Source organism: Sphingomonas sp. PP-F2F-A104-K0414 (genome assembly GCF_004340945.1).
In the GTDB taxonomy this organism is placed as follows: Bacteria; Pseudomonadota; Alphaproteobacteria; order Sphingomonadales; family Sphingomonadaceae; genus Sphingomonas.
In genome coordinates, this window is the sequence record NZ_SLYD01000001.1 from 1 (window position 1) to 14,515 (window position 14,515).

23 protein-coding genes are annotated in these 14,515 nt (G+C 63.7%); 11 read left to right on the plus strand and 12 right to left on the minus strand.

Translation table 11 applies throughout. The annotated features are described in order from the left end of the window. The 9 genes from C8J46_RS21075 to C8J46_RS00040 form a co-directional block, all read right to left on the minus strand. On the minus strand, positions 1–267 hold a 267-nt coding region (locus tag C8J46_RS21075), incomplete at its 3' end, for a hypothetical protein (RefSeq protein WP_207894041.1). A gap of 16 nt (positions 268–283) precedes the next feature. Further along, positions 284–547 carry a hypothetical protein gene (locus tag C8J46_RS00005; RefSeq protein ID WP_132733903.1) on the minus strand — a complete coding sequence of 88 codons (264 nt, stop codon included), beginning with the start codon at positions 545–547 and terminating at the stop codon, positions 284–286. 10 nt (positions 548–557) lie between these two features. Beyond that, positions 558–932, minus strand: coding sequence for a DUF6527 family protein (locus C8J46_RS00010; RefSeq protein WP_132733905.1), 375 nt, complete (start codon positions 930–932; stop codon positions 558–560). Further along, a complete protein-coding gene (locus C8J46_RS00015; RefSeq protein ID WP_132733907.1) occupies positions 929–1,549 on the minus strand; it encodes a hypothetical protein in 621 nt (206 codons plus the stop codon). The genes C8J46_RS00010 and C8J46_RS00015 overlap by 4 nt, the downstream gene beginning before the upstream one ends. Positions 1,550–1,791: 242 nt before the next feature. Then, positions 1,792–2,115, minus strand: coding sequence for a hypothetical protein (locus C8J46_RS00020; RefSeq protein WP_132733909.1), 324 nt, complete (start codon positions 2,113–2,115; stop codon positions 1,792–1,794). Positions 2,116–2,201: 86 nt separating this feature from the next. Next, entirely contained in the window at positions 2,202–2,741 is a 540-nt protein-coding gene (locus C8J46_RS00025) for a hypothetical protein (RefSeq protein ID WP_132733911.1), read from the minus strand. 75 nt (positions 2,742–2,816) lie between these two features. Further along, positions 2,817–3,776 carry a hypothetical protein gene (locus tag C8J46_RS00030; RefSeq protein ID WP_132733913.1) on the minus strand — a complete coding sequence of 320 codons (960 nt, stop codon included), beginning with the start codon at positions 3,774–3,776 and terminating at the stop codon, positions 2,817–2,819. 22 nt (positions 3,777–3,798) lie between these two features. Next, a complete protein-coding gene (locus C8J46_RS00035) occupies positions 3,799–4,143 on the minus strand; it encodes a hypothetical protein (RefSeq protein ID WP_132733915.1) in 345 nt (114 codons plus the stop codon). A 507-nt stretch (positions 4,144–4,650) separates the two neighbouring features. Next, positions 4,651–4,866, minus strand: a complete 216-nt coding sequence (locus C8J46_RS00040) for a hypothetical protein (protein ID WP_132733917.1) — start codon at positions 4,864–4,866, stop codon at positions 4,651–4,653. Positions 4,867–4,965: 99 nt separating this feature from the next. Here C8J46_RS00040 and C8J46_RS00045 point away from each other — a divergent pair, with 99 nt between their 5' ends. The 11 genes from C8J46_RS00045 to C8J46_RS00095 all read left to right on the plus strand — a co-directional run bounded on the left by C8J46_RS00045 (position 4,966) and on the right by C8J46_RS00095 (position 10,983). Next, positions 4,966–5,676, plus strand: a complete 711-nt coding sequence (locus C8J46_RS00045; protein ID WP_165886422.1) for a S24 family peptidase — start codon at positions 4,966–4,968, stop codon at positions 5,674–5,676. 300 nt (positions 5,677–5,976) lie between these two features. Continuing rightward, on the plus strand, positions 5,977–6,576 hold the full coding sequence (locus tag C8J46_RS00050; RefSeq protein ID WP_132733921.1) for a hypothetical protein: 600 nt from the start codon (positions 5,977–5,979) through the stop codon (positions 6,574–6,576). Between the two features lie 269 nt (positions 6,577–6,845). Continuing rightward, the gene (locus C8J46_RS00055; protein ID WP_132733923.1) at positions 6,846–7,064 is read left to right on the plus strand and encodes a hypothetical protein; all 219 of its coding nucleotides are present in this window, start codon (positions 6,846–6,848) and stop codon (positions 7,062–7,064) included. Beyond that, positions 7,064–7,408: a DUF968 domain-containing protein gene (locus C8J46_RS00060; protein ID WP_132733925.1), complete on the plus strand. Its 345-nt coding sequence runs from the start codon at positions 7,064–7,066 to the stop codon at positions 7,406–7,408. Before C8J46_RS00055 ends, C8J46_RS00060 begins: the two co-directional genes overlap by 1 nt. Positions 7,409–8,000: 592 nt before the next feature. Next, positions 8,001–8,219 (plus strand): hypothetical protein, encoded by a 219-nt coding sequence (locus C8J46_RS00065; protein WP_132733927.1) that lies wholly within the window; start codon positions 8,001–8,003, stop codon positions 8,217–8,219. Further along, positions 8,216–8,506, plus strand: a complete 291-nt coding sequence (locus C8J46_RS00070) for a hypothetical protein (protein WP_132733929.1) — start codon at positions 8,216–8,218, stop codon at positions 8,504–8,506. The genes C8J46_RS00065 and C8J46_RS00070 overlap by 4 nt, the downstream gene beginning before the upstream one ends. Continuing rightward, positions 8,496–8,804 carry a hypothetical protein gene (locus tag C8J46_RS00075; protein WP_132733931.1) on the plus strand — a complete coding sequence of 103 codons (309 nt, stop codon included), beginning with the start codon at positions 8,496–8,498 and terminating at the stop codon, positions 8,802–8,804. The genes C8J46_RS00070 and C8J46_RS00075 overlap by 11 nt, the downstream gene beginning before the upstream one ends. A gap of 100 nt (positions 8,805–8,904) precedes the next feature. Then, positions 8,905–9,156, plus strand: coding sequence for a hypothetical protein (locus C8J46_RS21080; protein ID WP_132733933.1), 252 nt, complete (start codon positions 8,905–8,907; stop codon positions 9,154–9,156). Further along, complete coding sequence (locus tag C8J46_RS00085) at positions 9,156–9,347, plus strand: conjugal transfer protein TraR (protein WP_132733935.1); 192 nt, start codon at positions 9,156–9,158, stop codon at positions 9,345–9,347. Before C8J46_RS21080 ends, C8J46_RS00085 begins: the two co-directional genes overlap by 1 nt. A gap of 405 nt (positions 9,348–9,752) precedes the next feature. Continuing rightward, entirely contained in the window at positions 9,753–9,989 is a 237-nt protein-coding gene (locus C8J46_RS00090) for a hypothetical protein (RefSeq protein ID WP_132733937.1), read from the plus strand. An 88-nt stretch (positions 9,990–10,077) separates the two neighbouring features. Then, a complete protein-coding gene (locus C8J46_RS00095) occupies positions 10,078–10,983 on the plus strand; it encodes a tyrosine-type recombinase/integrase (protein WP_132733939.1) in 906 nt (301 codons plus the stop codon). A 55-nt stretch (positions 10,984–11,038) separates the two neighbouring features. Here C8J46_RS00095 and C8J46_RS00100 read toward each other — a convergent pair whose 3' ends face one another. Genes C8J46_RS00100 through C8J46_RS00110 form a run of 3 tightly spaced genes read right to left on the minus strand, consistent with a single transcriptional unit; the run spans position 11,039 to position 14,507 of the window. Continuing rightward, complete coding sequence (locus tag C8J46_RS00100) at positions 11,039–12,292, minus strand: N-succinylarginine dihydrolase (RefSeq protein ID WP_132733941.1); 1,254 nt, start codon at positions 12,290–12,292, stop codon at positions 11,039–11,041. Then, a complete protein-coding gene (locus C8J46_RS00105) occupies positions 12,289–13,305 on the minus strand; it encodes an arginine N-succinyltransferase (RefSeq protein WP_132733943.1) in 1,017 nt (338 codons plus the stop codon). The genes C8J46_RS00100 and C8J46_RS00105 overlap by 4 nt, the downstream gene beginning before the upstream one ends. Continuing rightward, a complete protein-coding gene (locus C8J46_RS00110; protein ID WP_132733945.1) occupies positions 13,302–14,507 on the minus strand; it encodes a hydrolase in 1,206 nt (401 codons plus the stop codon). The genes C8J46_RS00105 and C8J46_RS00110 overlap by 4 nt, the downstream gene beginning before the upstream one ends. Between the last annotated feature and the right edge of the window lie 8 nt (positions 14,508–14,515).

Below are 14,515 nucleotides of genomic sequence, written 5' to 3' on the forward strand. Positions count from 1 at the left end.
CAAGACCCCAGCCGCTGCGCCCACCAACGCCACGCTGTATGGTAGAAACACGCGTCGGGTTAGATTTCCAGTACCGTGCTGCAGAACGACCTCCGTGATCAGGCCGGGATCCAGCGCGCCGCCAGCGGATAGCGCTCCAGCTTCAGCCGGGTTGGCAGCCGCAGCTACACCGGCGCGCACTGCGGCGGAAGCTACCGTGTCCTCAAGCGTGAGCCGCGCTGGTCGGCGATCTGGGAACCGAGGATCCCAAAGGAGAATCGTCTTCATGGCTTAACCCCTTGGATCAGTTGGCAGCGGTGGTGGTGGAGGTCGGTGCGGCCCGCGGGCAGTTCCGATTTAGGACTGACAGCGCCAGCTGCGCGGCGTCGCGCGCGATCAATGCCGCCTGCGGCACGGGACGGCCGGAAAACTCAAGGACGGCGACAGCCTCGATCGCGGTCAAGTAGGCAGTGCGCCGCAGTTCAGCGCCCTTGCACACGTCGAGGTGAGGCGTTCCCACGCATGCGGATAGGCTCGCCGCCAGGGCGAGGGTCAGCAGTTTCCTCATGGTAATCCTTTCAGGCGGGGTAGTCGGGGAGGTCGACGGTCTGACCGGCGAGCGCGTGCGTGCAGTCCGACAGGAACTGGATGCGGCCGTCGGTCACGAAGGAATGGCAGACGCCGCAGGTGAAGCCGTATGGCTCCTTGCCCTGCTCGACGCGCTCGCGGTTGGCATCGCACCAGCACCGCTTGCCAGCTTGGCTCGGGATGTGATGCCCGGAGCGGAATAAGACGGAAGGGGTGAAGGTCGGACGGTCAGCGTTCCGATCCCAACCCCAGATCGCCTCGTCACCGCTGACGGAAAGCGTGTGCGAGCTTTTGCAGCCAGGGCACCAGAAAGCGACGCGATCAGGCTGCACATCGGCGAGCACTGGCGAAAGAAGGCGCGTCATGCCCAACCACCAGCGACCAGCGCCGCTTGGAACGACATTGCGTACCCGGCGACCTTCTCTGCGCGATCGATCCCGTTGATGATGCGACGCGCCGACGTGAACTGTACGGTCGTTGCTGGACCCTTCGCTGGCAGGTAGCTGGCGAACCGCTTCCCGGTGAACCAGCCCCCGGTCATGCCGAGAACCATGATCTGCGCGGAGATCTCGGTCTCCAGCGCCCGGTCGTAGTTCGCCGTCAGCGAGCCCTTCAGCCCGAGCTCGTCGTCGGCGCGCTCGTAATTATAGTCGTGCGTCAGCTGGACATCGCCGCGCCCGTACGCGACTTGGCCGCCATGCTTTCCCGGCTTGCCATATGGATAGTTGCGACCGCGGCCGATCTCTGGGACCGGCTGCATCTTCTGCGCGGTCTCGTGGAACGAGGTGGCGAGCCCGTATGCGACGTACGCCAGAGGCGAGCCCTGCGCGGCGAACGCGGCAAGCTTGGCCTCGACGCCCTCGACTTGCGCCGACGTCATCTTCCCGAACAGCGGGCGAATCGATGCGAAGAATTTGTCCGGCGACGTCAGCCCTCGCGCGGGGCGCGCAGGGGCGGTCGCCGGCTTTGATGCCGTCGTCATAGTTATTCTTCCCTGTCTGAAGAAAATCGGCTCGGTAGGCGTATCTTGGGTGCCGGGAACGAACGGCCCCGGCCGGCCCGCCTCGCGTTGACACCGGCGCTTGAGGCGGGCCGTTATCGAGATCGCAACATATCGATGAGATACAGAACCGGAGGCGCAGACCTCGAGTAAGCGTCCGGGGAGTGTGCCGGCGTCCTGCCTATTAATGCTCCCCCCGCTTAGGCAGGACGCTTCCCCTAACGTCAGTCGACCTGATCAAGCTTCCGTAACGCGGAGGCGATCTCGGGTGGGACGATAGGTTTGCCGGGCAACGCCGCATCGAGAGCGTCGATCGCGCTCTGCCCTCGTCGCTTGAAGAACGTGATGATACCCGTGCCGACCGCGCCCGCGCCGCCCCCCGTGCCGAGCGCGGCGAACAGATCGACCTGGTGCTCTACGATCCAGACCGCGGTGATGAGCATCGCAAGCCCAGTGATGATGCTGTCTAAGACCCAGCGCTTCGGGCCCGGCGTATCGAAAGTGATGAACAGCCTGACCATGAAGCACGCGAGCAGCCCGACGATCATAGAACCGGCAGGGAACGAGTATCCAAGGACAGACCAGATAACCGGTACCGTTACGCTCGGCACCGCAGCGATAGCCCCCTCGCGCATTACCGCAGGCCGACCGCAGCAGCAGCCATCAGGAGACTGACCAGCAGGATCAGCGCGGGCCTTCGCAGCTGGGGCCAGCGCGACCACATATCGACGGGCAGGGGGGCCTTGCGCAGCTGGTGCTCGATCATTGGCTCGGCGAGGATATGTAGCGCCATCCACATGAACCCGCAGCCGACCGACAGCGGGTCGAGCCAGCGCTTCATTTGGGCAACGCGCTCGATCGTCGCTGCATCACCAGAGGACCATGACCACAGGCTGACCGCCTCGGCGCCGCCCCGGCTTGCGACCGCGCAGCCGGCGAGCAGGATCATGATGCGATAGATCGATACCGGGTCAGTCGGATGGTCGAAGTTGCGCTTGTCCCAGATCCGCCGCGCCTGCTTGCCCGCCATCATCAGACCGAGGCACATCGCCGCGGTCATGACGAACAGGTTCCACGCAAGCAGACCAGGATTGTCGGCGAGGGAGGGCGGCGCGAGCGCGGTCGTCGCGTGCATCGCTTGCCCGATGTAATTGCTGGTGGCTGTCGCGGTCATGCGTCATCCCTTCCCGCGACCGCCTGGGCCGCGAAGCTTGTATTGCTCATGGTCGATCCTCGGATGCGACGGCCGTCAGGCCGACCAATTCCAGTTGATGGCGGCGTACGCGGCGCGCTTCGCAGCAGCGGTCGTTGCCACCTTGATGTCGCGCTTGGCTTTCTGCGCGACCGCCTCGATGCGCGCATTCTCGATCGCGGAGACGTTCATGCCTGTCTCGAACCGCGCGAGCACGGCCGACAGGGTGTCGCCGGTCAGCGCGGACTCGGCATAGGCGACCTGCTGATCGGGCGTGATCTTGCCGGCCTTGGCCAGCTTGTCGATCTCCTCGAGCTCCTCACGGTATTTGCGTGCTGCGTCGGCCGCTGGATCGAATTTGCCGAGGATCTGGTCGAGCGCGGTGTCGAGCTTCTTCTGCTCGGCCGCGGCCTCGCGTTCCGCCTTCGCCGTCTCCTTTACCGATGCCCGGTAATTATCGACGGCGAGCTTCCCCTTCTCCCATGCGACATGGAAGTGGTCGGAATGCCCTTTGTCACCGGGGCCGAACAACTGCTCGACGCCGCCTGCATTGCGCCGGATCGAGACGCCGGCCTTCTCGAAGATCTCGCGGACATCAGGCTTCGTCATCGAGGCCATGCCGCCCTTCGGCACGAAGTCGAGCGCGGCGCTGCGATAATGGTCCGAGTTTGCGACGTGCTTGCCGCCCGTCGTGCTGGTGATGCGCACGCCCGGGAGGGCATCGCGCAGCAGCTTCGAGATCGATGCCGGCGTTGCAAGATCAGGGTCGCGCGTGGGCTTGCGGCTCGCGGCCGACTGGCGATCGCGCTCCGTCTTCATCGCGGCCTGGCGCTTCTTCTCGATCGCCGCCAGTTCGCGCGTCAGCGACGCATCGACCTGCTTGCCGCGTGCGGCCTCGGCCGAAGCCGCGCGCTGTGCCGCGGCAGCCTGATCGTCATAGAGCTTCTTGATCCGCTCCATAGGATCGGCCGACCGCTTGGCCGCTTCCGCAGCGAGGTCGACGCGGGTGCGCTGCACGCTCAGTTCGGCCGCAGCGATGCTATCCTGCTGAGCTTTCGCCTTCGCCTGAAGTTCGATGACACGGCTGGCAGCAGCTGACTGGGCAAGGTTCCGGATGACGCCGAACGCGGTCGCGCCGCATATCCGGCTCATGAAGTTCGAAGCCATCCATGCTGCCAGCGCCCATCCAGGCGAGCTCTTCGCCATATTCGGAGGGATCACCGGCGCGGCCGTTCGCCGTGTTCATGATGATCGAAACGACGACCATCCATGCAGCACCCGCCAGGTAGCCCGCGCCGATATGGCGAAGGGGAAGGCCCAGCACCGTCGCGGCGAGCAGAGCGATCAGCAGGCCAGCAACGACGATCAGTCCAAGCTTACGCATCAGGCAGCCTTTCGATCACGGGAGGGACAGTCAGGGGAGATGCACGCACGCACCGCAGACTCACCGGTCAACCGGCAGCGCGAACAGTGCGCGACGACGATCGCCGGGATCTCAGCGTGCTCAGGCTCACTGACTGTGAAACCCGCAACGCACTTGCCGCCGATCAGCATCACGACCGATGGGGCGGCCGTGACCTTGGCGCTGATCTCGAAAGGCAGGGTAAGTATCATTATTCAGCTACTCCGCGCTTTCTTACAAGCGGTCCGGAATCACCGAGTCTAGGAACCAAGACGATGTTAGAAGTGCTCGAAACAGGGGAGGATATGCGGCGTGTCTTCGATTCGTCATTTAATAAGGCATCTATATGAACGCCTTTCCGAAGCTCTTTTACTTGCCGCAGTTGCCTGGAAACGCATCCGATCAGGCGGGATATGCCGCGAGTGCGGGGCAAAATGCGAAGAAGATCGACGGCAGTGCCATGATTGCTGGCTGGAGCACCAATGGTGATCATGCCGCTTCCTTCTGTTCTATGGGGGTGGAGTGGTTCGCCATGAATGCGCGGATCTTGGCATCCGTCTCCGGCCAGACCCGGCGACCGCCGCGGATATCACGAACGAAGTGCGGGTCTTTGGCGGCCAGCCGGCCGAACGTGACCGGAGCCATATCGTGCAGCGTAAGGAACGCTTCGATCGTCTCCGGCAGCGGGGGAAGTGGCGTGTCCATGGATCAACCATGTACGTAGGAGACGTCCTACCGTCAAGCGCGAACAGTAGGAACAGTCCTATCGTTCAAGCTGTTCCTGAAATGTGGGATGCGTCCTACATGGATGAGACCGAACAAGTGACCCCTTTGCAGGAGGTTCTGCTAAAAACCATCTCGATGTCCGGAAAGACGCGCGAGCATTTCGACACCCTCTACCGCACGAAGATGGGCAAGACTGGGAAGCCGATCTACGACATCATGCGTGGCGTCAGCAAACGTCCCCAGCCGGACACATTGCGCGCGATCGCTCAGGTCATGGGTTTGGAATCAGAAAAGCTTGTGCGCATCGTCTACGGCCAGAATCTGACTGCGATCGCTCCTGAGCCAGACCAGCCCGTTGCGCATGCTGCGGATGGGGGTGACACGGTCGAGATCGTCAAGCTGGATCTCGCCTTCTCAATGGGTGCTGGGGCGAATGTCGACGACTATGTCGAGGAAGAGCGGGTTTCGTTCGACTTGGGCTACGTCCGATCATTTACGCGGACCGCGCCCGACATGCTCCGCATCGCGCACGGCGTAGGCGACAGCATGCACCCCACGCTAAATAGCGCCGACCTTGTTTGGATCGACACGACGCAAAGAACGCTCAACCAGGCCGATCGTATTTGGGCTGTCTCGATCAATGGCGCCGCAGCGATCAAACGCCTGCGCCCGGTGAGGGAGGGGCGTATTCTCGTCGTCTCGGACAACCCGGCTGTCGACAATTACGAAGTGGACCCGAACGAACTACGTATCGGTGGGCGGGTCATCAGGTTCGCCCGCGATCTGTGATGTTCGCGGCCGTCATATTGCTCAACGCGTAGGCGGCCGCTCCGGCGCGTCATCGCTGTTAACCGGGACGATATTGGTAAGGTTGCGGCAGCGAACGCCTACGCAGCGGGGACGCTTCTTTAAGCTGTCGATTGGATGGGAATATGCGCAATTAACAGATTTTCACGTTGGGTCGGCGCGCTCACGTTGAGTGCAAGTATACCGTTCGCAGCGGCAAACGCGCAGACGCAGCAGCAGCAGGATCGGATCGATCGTGTTTCTCGTCTAGTCGTCACGGCCCCTTTATGCGGCCGCCTCGGAATGACCATCGACCGCGATCTTCCGGCCAAAGTGGCAGAAGCATTCAAGGCCGAGACAACCGGTTGGGGCATAGATCCGCAAAAAATAGAGCAACTCGCTGCAGAATCGTCTGACCGGCAGACCAAGCTATTCCTTCAGGATTTAGGCGCCGAGGCTGACAATGCGAAAAGCGAGAAGCAGCTACGGAACCTCGGGACCGTTTTGCTCGGCTACGCCCGCACGTGTGTCGAAGCCACCGAGGATCTCATCTTCTCGAAGGTCATTGTCAAACCTTTAGGTTTTACCCCTGAAGGTGCTGCGACAAAATCGGCGGACAGCATGCTCGAAGATGGCGGGCTGGCCAGCTGGCAGACGCCTGCCATTCAAGCTCGAGGAAGCATGATGATGATCGCCGGCACGTGCCGCTCAGTCATTGGCAAAGCTCGGTCGGATGCCTTAGTATCCGAATTCGGAAAGTCTCAGGATGCTCGTGCGCGCGGATACTACTTAAAGTCTTTCGACATTGGGCTCGATGATGCCGAAATGAAACTTGACTTAGCGCAGTGTAACCGAGCCATTCGCGGTTTCAGGGCGGACATTTTGAAAGAGGATAGGGGCTAGTCGCGCCCCACCCCACCATCGCGAATGGTACTCTGTTATATTTTTGAACCACGCCGTCATTGTCTGCGCACGTCGGATCTCGGGAGTGCCGTTCGCACGTGTTAGAAATGGGGTCAGGGAGAACGTCTCCGCCGCACAGGTATCTCGAAGGTTGACGAAGTCACGCAAGTTTGAATAAGTAGGAAGCGTCCCACTATATCCTTGACATAGTAGGACACCTCCTACTAACATCACCCCAACAGGCCATCCCGGCTTGTCGGGAGACGATCGTGGCCGAGCAGGCTTCTTCAGATTGGATCAAGCATAATGGGGCAGGGTGTCCTGTCTCGGATTTGGCTCGGGTCCAGGTGTGGTTCCGGTTCGACCGCGATGCCCGGGCCGCCGAGCGTTCCAACCACGTAGACGGCGTTCCGGCGTACGGCCTGCGCGACTGCTGGACGCATCAGGAAGCCGGTTCTGACATCATGAAATACCGGGTGGTCGCGTGATGCGCGTCGATACCCGCCCGCGCCGGCAGAACAGCGGGAAGGCTGCAATCGAGCGTAGCCATCTTCCTCACCTTCAGTGGTTGCGCGGGCGCCCGTGCGTCGTCGCTGCCACTGGCGGTTGCGAGGGCCGCATGGAAGCCGCGCACGTCGACCACGCGGGCGGGAAGGGCGCATCCCTCAAGGTCGCCGATTACAAAGCGGTCCCGCTTTGTCAGGGCCACCACGCCGAGCTCCACCGGGGCGCAAAGACGTTCGAAGCCAAGCATCGGATCGACTTGGTCACTGCGGCCGCCGCCTATGCTGCGAAGTCTCCGCATCGTGGTCGATGGGCTAATGTCGCATGAGCCCCCGTTTTCAGCCCAGCCGCGACTGGGTGCTTTACGAGGTGCCCCGTGAGCTTGCTCCGATGCAGCGACCATACTCTTCGAACTTCACGCGGCCCAACTCTTCTATGAGCATAGCAAAATCGGAGGGCAAATATCTGAAAGGCCTCGCGCCCCGATCAGGAAGCGTAATTATGAATTTTTCACGCTCCCCAAGACTAAACTTAGCGAGCATTTCGACAATCGTCCGGAGAGATCCCTCCCGAACGACTTCACGCATTGCTTCTTGCGTTTCGGAATCACGCATTGAGCGGATCAGCGACGCACCTTCTCGCCAGGGTATGTTCGTCATGCGCACCTCTATGATTTACGCGGGGACTCGGAGATGACCGGGAGAACGATCAAGTCATGTGATGAAGATCTAGACCAGGTTCTTCATGATCTTGATGGTCATCTCCACCTTCTAAGCCTTGCTGAGTACGAAGAAAAGCGAATCCACTCGACGAGTGGCGCCTTGAAGGACTTCGCCCTTGCAAAGGCGCGAGCGGATAATATTCGAACACAGATTAGTTATGGTGCGCGTAAACTAGGTTTATCTCATTATGAAGTTCGCGTGCTCGGCGTCGCGCATGAGGTCCTGAAGAAGCGGATGGGCCGGCGCCCGAACATCGAGCAGCTGCACAACGCGGTCGAGATCGTCGCGCACACCACCGCCTGCGCCGCTCACGAGGCCGAGATCCTCCGCATCGAGGCCGAATACGCCGAACGCCTCGCAAAGCGCGACGAGCGCAGCGCGGCCGGCGCGATCGCGTACCTGAGGAAGGTCGCATGACGATGGTCTGCACCCCCTCATCGAACTGGCAGGGCACCGAACAGGATGGCTCGCGCTGGACGGTCCAGCAGGTCAGCGTCCTCATGAAGCTGGGCAAGGATCCGCTGGTCGTTCGCACCGCGACGATCCTGCGCCCCGGCGAGGTCGACGCGGTCAACTGGTTCATGGCGCCCCCGAAGGTCGAGGTGGTGCTTCCATGCCTCGCGATCACCAAGGACGGCAAGCGGGCGAAGGTCATCCTTCCGTCAGGCTGGACTCAGTGGATGGAGCTTCCCCGTGGCCGATAAGCAGTTGATTGATCGTTTGGTCGAGACCGGCATTGCGCGCGACGAAGCGACATGGGCAGCGGACAAGGTGTTCGCCGCGGTCCGGTCGCTGCTGGTCGACGGAAAGACGGTCGGCATCCCTGACGTGGGCCGGCTGCGCGCACCGTCAAAGGTCACGAAGGTCGGCTTCCCGCCCAACTCCCTGCGCGAGCAGCGGAAGGTCGAACTCCGTCACGGGGCACTGATTGAGCAGGGCGAGGCCTATCCCGATCCGCGCGCGGCGCCGCGCAAGCGCTCGACCTACGGGGGTGGCCGCTGATGCCGCGCCCGCTGCCCCCGGTGCCCGACCTCTACGGCCGGACCGATCCCGAGACCCTCACCGAGCTCATGCTCGCAATCCTCAACCGCGGAGATCGTCGATGACGTGGAACCTGTTCATGCATTGCGCCGGTGTCGCCTGCCTCGTCACGATGGCCGGTTGCGGCGCATGGTCGCTCTTCACCTCGCTCGTTCCGAACTGGGCGCGCATCTGGGACACCGCCTGCGGGCGCCCTTGGCCGATCGCGCGCCACCCCTCTTCCCCGACTGCCTCGGTCCTGCCCCTCAGGACGTCTGTACCCCCGCTGCGCGCTGTCGAGGCCGACGCCCAGCTAACAGACAAGGCCGCGTGATGGCTGACGTAGCCGACATGGCGAACGACCTCGCCCAAGCGGCGCTCGATCGCAGCATCCGCGCCGCCCGTGCCCCGATCCCGATTGGCGTCCCCGGCGAATGCAGCGATTGCTGCGACGATAGCCTGCGCCTCGTGATGGGTCGCTGCGCGCGCTGTCGTGAACCTGAGAAGGGATATGCCCGTGCTTAAGGACCGCAACCTCAGACCGTTAGCGTTGGCAAACCGCAGCTACTCGCTAAAATCGGCAAGCACTACGTGGACCAAATTCGAGCCGCGTCCGCGTTTCCCCAAGCGTCGCCGGACTGCTGCTTTGAGTTCCATTTCTGCCTTGGCAGCTGTTCTCTTCACTTCGACGCTACGGAAGCGATCTAACGCTTTTGGGGAAAGCGTTCCTCGCACAGCTGCTACCGAAGGCTCGACCACTCCAGGAACGCCGGGGTATTCGAGTTCAACTAAGAATGCGCCGTCTTCGCTAACCATCGAACCATCGCCCTCCCAGCGTTACGCGACCCTTGTTTGCCGCCTCAGGCGAGTCAAGGATCTGACCTCAATCTTCGATTGCCAGGCCCTCACTTCTCAGGGGGCGACGGCATCATGAGTGCGGCACCATATTGGCCGCGCATGCTCAAGCGATCGACGGCCGCCCAGTATTGCGAGCTCACCCCGCAGCAGTTCGATGCGGAGGTCTACGCTGGCCGCCTGCCGGTGTCGGTAGCGATGGCCGGCGGGCCGCGGTGGGACCGCGCCGCCCTGGACACCAGCCTCGACGAGATGTCAGGCGGGGGCAACGACTGGCGCAAGGATCAACCGGGGCTGCGCAGTGCCGCATGATCTCCCCAAATATGTGAAGCGGGTTCGGTCCAAGGGGCGCGAGTACCTGTACTTCGACACTGGCAAGGTGGTCGACGGGAAGCGTCTGATGACGCGCCTGCCGCCGCTCCGGTCGATGGAGTTCGGGGGCAGCTATGCAGCGCTGATGGGCCACCGGAATCGCAAGACCAAGTCTGCGCTGATGACGCTTCCCGTTCTGGTCGATCTGTATCAGCGAGGTGCGGCCTACGGGGCGTTGGCACCGGCATCGCGCAAGCTTTACGACATCTACCTGCGCCGGCTGGAAAAGGCGCTGCCGACCGCGCCTGTCACCGGGATCACGCGCGGCGACATGCGCACAGTGCTCGATAAGATGGCGAGCACGCCGGGAGCGTCGAACGCCTTCCTTCGGACCAGCGGCGCACTGTTCGCCTGGGCGCTTGATCGAGAGCACATCGCAAAGAACCCTTGCGACGGTATCCCGCCGTTGGCAGGTGGCGAGCACGAGCCATGGCCTGCCGCCGTGCTGCGCGCGGGCCTGGCCGCCGAGGACGCTGCCGTTCGCCTCTTGGTGAACCTGCTTTACTATACCGCGCAGCGGCTGGGCGATGTGCTGAAGATGCAGTGGTCGGACGTCGCGGACGATCGGGTCGAGGTCGTCCAGGACAAGACGAAGAAGCCGCTGAGCATCCCGATCCATAGCGCGCTGAAGGCCGAGCTCGCCACGCGGGTGCGAGGGGAGGGCCCGATCTGCCTGACGATCCACGGCAAGCCGATGCGCGACGACAACGCGCGCAAGATCCTCAAGGCGTTCTCGGCCGCCGCCGGCGCACCGAGCGTCCCGCATGGGCTGCGCAAGAACGCTGTGATCGCGCTGCTAGAGGCCGGCTGCTCGGTCGCTCAGACCGCCGCGGTCAGCGGCCAATCCCTCACAATGGTGGAGTGGTACGCCCGCCGCCGCAATCAATCGACGCTCGCCGATGCCGCAATGGAGGCATGGGAGAGCAAATCGTGAACTTACAAACAGTGGAAAACTCCGCTCGCGACTCGCGCATTACAGCCATCTCGGGTTATGTGTAAATTAACCCGACAAGATTCAGGTCGGCGAGGAGCGTATTCCGCGCGGCTTGGATGGCCACGATCAGCTTGGGATCGCCGATCGACGCCGGATCGATCGCCTCGGGCCAGTGCACGGCGACGATTGCGGCGATTCGGTCGAGCTTGGCGTGATCGACGAGGAAGCGGGGATCGACGGTTGCCGGATCGGCGACCACGCGCAGGCGGAGGCAGGCAGGGCCGCCGCCATTGCTCATCGATTCGCGCACGTCGACGACGTACAGGTGGCGGATCGGACCATTGCCTGCGACGTGCGCTTGGAGCCACGACCACACCGCGGCATTGGCGCGCGCCTCCTCGGGCAGGATTAGCGCCATGCCATCGGCGAACGAAACGAGCTGCGCGTTGAACAGATAGGACGCGATCGCATCGGCGAGGCTGACACGGTCAGCGGGAACCTCGACGATCTCGACCTCGGGCAGGATGCGGCGCAGATCGGCGTAGAACGCATCCTTGTCCTCGAAGGCATGTTCGTGGGCGAACAGCACGCGCTCGTTGGCGACCGCGACGACGTCGTTATGGAACGCCCCCGCGGCGATCGCGATGTCGGACTGCTGGACGAACACAGTCCGTGCCGGATCGAGACCGTGCGCGCGCGCGATGGCTTCGCTCGCGTCGCGGTGCTGGCGGGCGGGGAAGCGTCCGCCGGGCTTGCCGTAGACGAAGACCTCGACCCCGGGTGAGGCGTGGTCGGCGCAGAGCCGCATGTGGTTGGCGGCGCCCTCGTCGCCGAATGGGGCGGGAACGGGGGGATGCACGGCGAAGGCGGGGTTTGCGAATGCCGTCCGAAGCTGGGCGAGCGTGCCCGGCCATTCGTGGCTACGATGCGGCATCGTCACGAGGTTGGCGACGGTCAGGTGACAGCGGCGATCGCGGCTGTCGGCCGCGGGCGAGACCGTCGCCGCGTTCGCCGCCCACATCGCCGACGCCGACAAGGCCTGCGCGCGAAGATGCGGCGGCGCCTGGTCGTAGGTGGTCGCCAAAGTTTCGAGCCAGCGATGGTCGGGGCGGGTAAGCGGCATCAGCACGCCCTGCACGAGCCCGAGATCGAGGTTCGCGCGCATCTTCGCGATGCCCTGCAATGCCGCCGCCCGCGGATGCGCGATCTGCCCGGCATGCTGCGTCGCGGCCAGATTACCGGGGCTGAGCCCGGCGAAATTATGGCTGGGGCCGATCAGCCCGTCGAAGTTGATCTCGACCATGGTCATAGCCGTGCCACATGCGTCACGAGCGCGCCCTCGGCTAGCGCGAGTGCCGCGGCGCTGTCGGAAGAGAGGGCGACGCCGTCGGCCGTCTCGCGGACATGACCAAAGGCACAGCGGAACTCGGCGAGGTTGCCGGTCGCGACCAGCGCTTCGGTGCCGCCGTCCTGGTCGATCGCGACGACACGGCTTTCGCGCGCATCGGCGATCGAGCGGACCCGGTCGGTGCGCGCGGTCATCGTCGGTCCGCCATCGAAGATGTCGACATAATTCTCGAACGCGAACCCCTCGTTCTCCAGCATACGCATCGCCGCGCGACCCGAGGGATGCGGCAGGCCGATCGCCGCGCGAGCGCTCTCGGTGAGCATCGCGGTGTAGATCGGGTGCTTGGGCATGAGGTCGGCGATGAACTGGTGGCCGTTGATCGCATTGAACTGATCCGCGTCCTGGAAATTCATCCCGAAGAAGCGGCCGGCGAGACCGTCCCAGAAGGGCGAGCCGCCGGCTTCGTCGATCACGCCGCGCAGTTCGGCGAGGATGCGGTCGGCGAAGCGCGCGCGGTGCATCTTGATGAACAGATAGCGACTGCGGGCGAGCAACAGGCCGAGACCGCCGGCGCGTTCGCCGGGGTGGAGGAACAGCCCGCCGACCTCGCTCGCGCCTTCGAGATCGGTGGCGAGCGACAGCATGTCCGCGCGGAAGGTGCGGTTTAGCTCCTTGCTGTGCTGCGTGAGCTGGCCGATCCGGTAGCTGTAGAACGGATAGCTCTGGCCGACCTGCGTGAAGATCTGGCAGGTGCCACGGACTTCGCGCGTCTCGGTGTTTTCGAGGTTCAGCACGAACAGCTCGTCCTGAACCGGGCCATCGCTGCGCGCGAAGGCGGCGTGGCTACGCTCAAGCTTGGCGGTCAGCGCACGCCGATCAGGCGGCAGGTTGGTGAAGCCGCCACCCGTGAGCTTAGCCATTTCGTAGAGATGCTGGAGATCGTCGTCGACCGCGGCGCGGATCCTGAAGCTCACAACCGGCCCTCCGCGATGCGCAATATGGTGACCGCCGACAACGCTGCCCGCTCGGGCAGGCTGTCGGGGATCATGAATTCGTCGGTCGAGTGGATCGCACCGCCGCGGACGCCCATTGTGTCGACGACCGGCACGCCCGCCGCCGCGATGTTGTTGCCGTCGCACACCCCGCCGGTCGCTTTCCAGGCGATATCGAGGCCGAGATCGCTGCCCGACGCCTTGACGAGGTCGAACAGGCGAGCGGCGCCGTCGTCGATTGGTTTGGGCGGGCGGTTGAAGCTGCCATGGACTTCGATACGGACGTCATGCTCGGCAGTCACCATCGCGACCGCGGAGTCGATGTGAGACTGGGCGCGGGCAATGTCGTCGAGCGTGGCAGGGCGGAAGTTGATGCGGAGGATGGCGAGGTCGGGGACGACGTTGTTGGGGCCGCCGCCTTCGATCCGTGCCGGGTTCACCGCCAAACGCGGGCCGCGGACCTTCGAAAGCCGGACCGCGATATCCGCGGCGGCGACGAGCGCGTTGCGACCGTCTTCCGGGTTGCGGCCGGCATGCGCGCTACGGCCGCGAACGATAATCGAAAAGTTGCCGGTGCCGCCGCGTGCGCCCGCCAATGTGCCGTCGGCGAGTGCTGGCTCGTAGGTCAGCGCGGCGATTTTGCCGTGCGCGGCGCTGGCCAGCAGCGGGGCGGAGGAGAAGGAGCCGGTTTCCTCGTCCGAGTTGATGACGACGTCATAGCCGATACGGGTGGCGAGTGGGCTCGCTTCGACCGCCTGAAGAGCAGCGAGCATCACGGCAAGCCCGCCCTTCATGTCCGCAACACCCGGCCCGTTCAGCCGACCGTCGTCGAGCCACTGGAGCGACTGGAACGCGTGATCGACCGGATAGACCGTGTCCATGTGCCCGGTGAACAGCATCCTTACTGGCGCCTCTGGTCGGACGACTAGATGCAGATGCTTGCCGTGCTCGATCGACGACACGACGCCGTCCGTCGCGACGCTGTCGACCGGGGTCGGCTCCACCAGTGTGATCTCGCCGGGCAGGGCCGCAAATGCGTCGCCTAGCAAACCGGCCATCGTCGCGAGTCCGGGCAGGTTGCGCGTCCCGCTATTGATCGCCGCCCAGGTCTCGACCTGCCCTAGCATCGGAGCCGCGTGCGCCTTGTCGACGGCATCGCGCTCTATCGTTGAAAGTCCCCTCATCACCCGAC

Excerpts from the sequence above, each read along its gene's own strand:
- C8J46_RS00005 (WP_132733903.1), bottom strand. The coding sequence starts at position 547 with ATGAGGAAACTGCTGACCCTCGCCCTGGCGGCGAGCCTATCCGCATGC.
- C8J46_RS00010 (WP_132733905.1), bottom strand. The coding sequence starts at position 932 with ATGACGCGCCTTCTTTCGCCAGTGCTCGCCGATGTGCAGCCTGATCGC.
- C8J46_RS00015 (WP_132733907.1), bottom strand. The coding sequence starts at position 1,549 with ATGACGACGGCATCAAAGCCGGCGACCGCCCCTGCGCGCCCCGCGCGA.
- C8J46_RS00020 (WP_132733909.1), bottom strand. The coding sequence starts at position 2,115 with ATGATCGTCGGGCTGCTCGCGTGCTTCATGGTCAGGCTGTTCATCACT.
- C8J46_RS00025 (WP_132733911.1), bottom strand. The coding sequence starts at position 2,741 with ATGACCGCGACAGCCACCAGCAATTACATCGGGCAAGCGATGCACGCG.
- C8J46_RS00035 (WP_132733915.1), bottom strand. The coding sequence starts at position 4,143 with ATGCGTAAGCTTGGACTGATCGTCGTTGCTGGCCTGCTGATCGCTCTG.
- C8J46_RS00040 (WP_132733917.1), bottom strand. The coding sequence starts at position 4,866 with ATGGACACGCCACTTCCCCCGCTGCCGGAGACGATCGAAGCGTTCCTT.
- C8J46_RS00045 (WP_165886422.1), top strand. The coding sequence starts at position 4,966 with ATGGATGAGACCGAACAAGTGACCCCTTTGCAGGAGGTTCTGCTAAAA.
- C8J46_RS00050 (WP_132733921.1), top strand. The coding sequence starts at position 5,977 with ATGACCATCGACCGCGATCTTCCGGCCAAAGTGGCAGAAGCATTCAAG.
- C8J46_RS00060 (WP_132733925.1), top strand. The coding sequence starts at position 7,064 with ATGCGCGTCGATACCCGCCCGCGCCGGCAGAACAGCGGGAAGGCTGCA.
- C8J46_RS00070 (WP_132733929.1), top strand. The coding sequence starts at position 8,216 with ATGACGATGGTCTGCACCCCCTCATCGAACTGGCAGGGCACCGAACAG.
- C8J46_RS21080 (WP_132733933.1), top strand. The coding sequence starts at position 8,905 with ATGACGTGGAACCTGTTCATGCATTGCGCCGGTGTCGCCTGCCTCGTC.
- C8J46_RS00085 (WP_132733935.1), top strand. The coding sequence starts at position 9,156 with ATGGCTGACGTAGCCGACATGGCGAACGACCTCGCCCAAGCGGCGCTC.
- C8J46_RS00090 (WP_132733937.1), top strand. The coding sequence starts at position 9,753 with ATGAGTGCGGCACCATATTGGCCGCGCATGCTCAAGCGATCGACGGCC.
- C8J46_RS00095 (WP_132733939.1), top strand. The coding sequence starts at position 10,078 with ATGACGCGCCTGCCGCCGCTCCGGTCGATGGAGTTCGGGGGCAGCTAT.
- C8J46_RS00100 (WP_132733941.1), bottom strand. The coding sequence starts at position 12,292 with ATGACCATGGTCGAGATCAACTTCGACGGGCTGATCGGCCCCAGCCAT.
- C8J46_RS00110 (WP_132733945.1), bottom strand. The coding sequence starts at position 14,507 with ATGAGGGGACTTTCAACGATAGAGCGCGATGCCGTCGACAAGGCGCAC.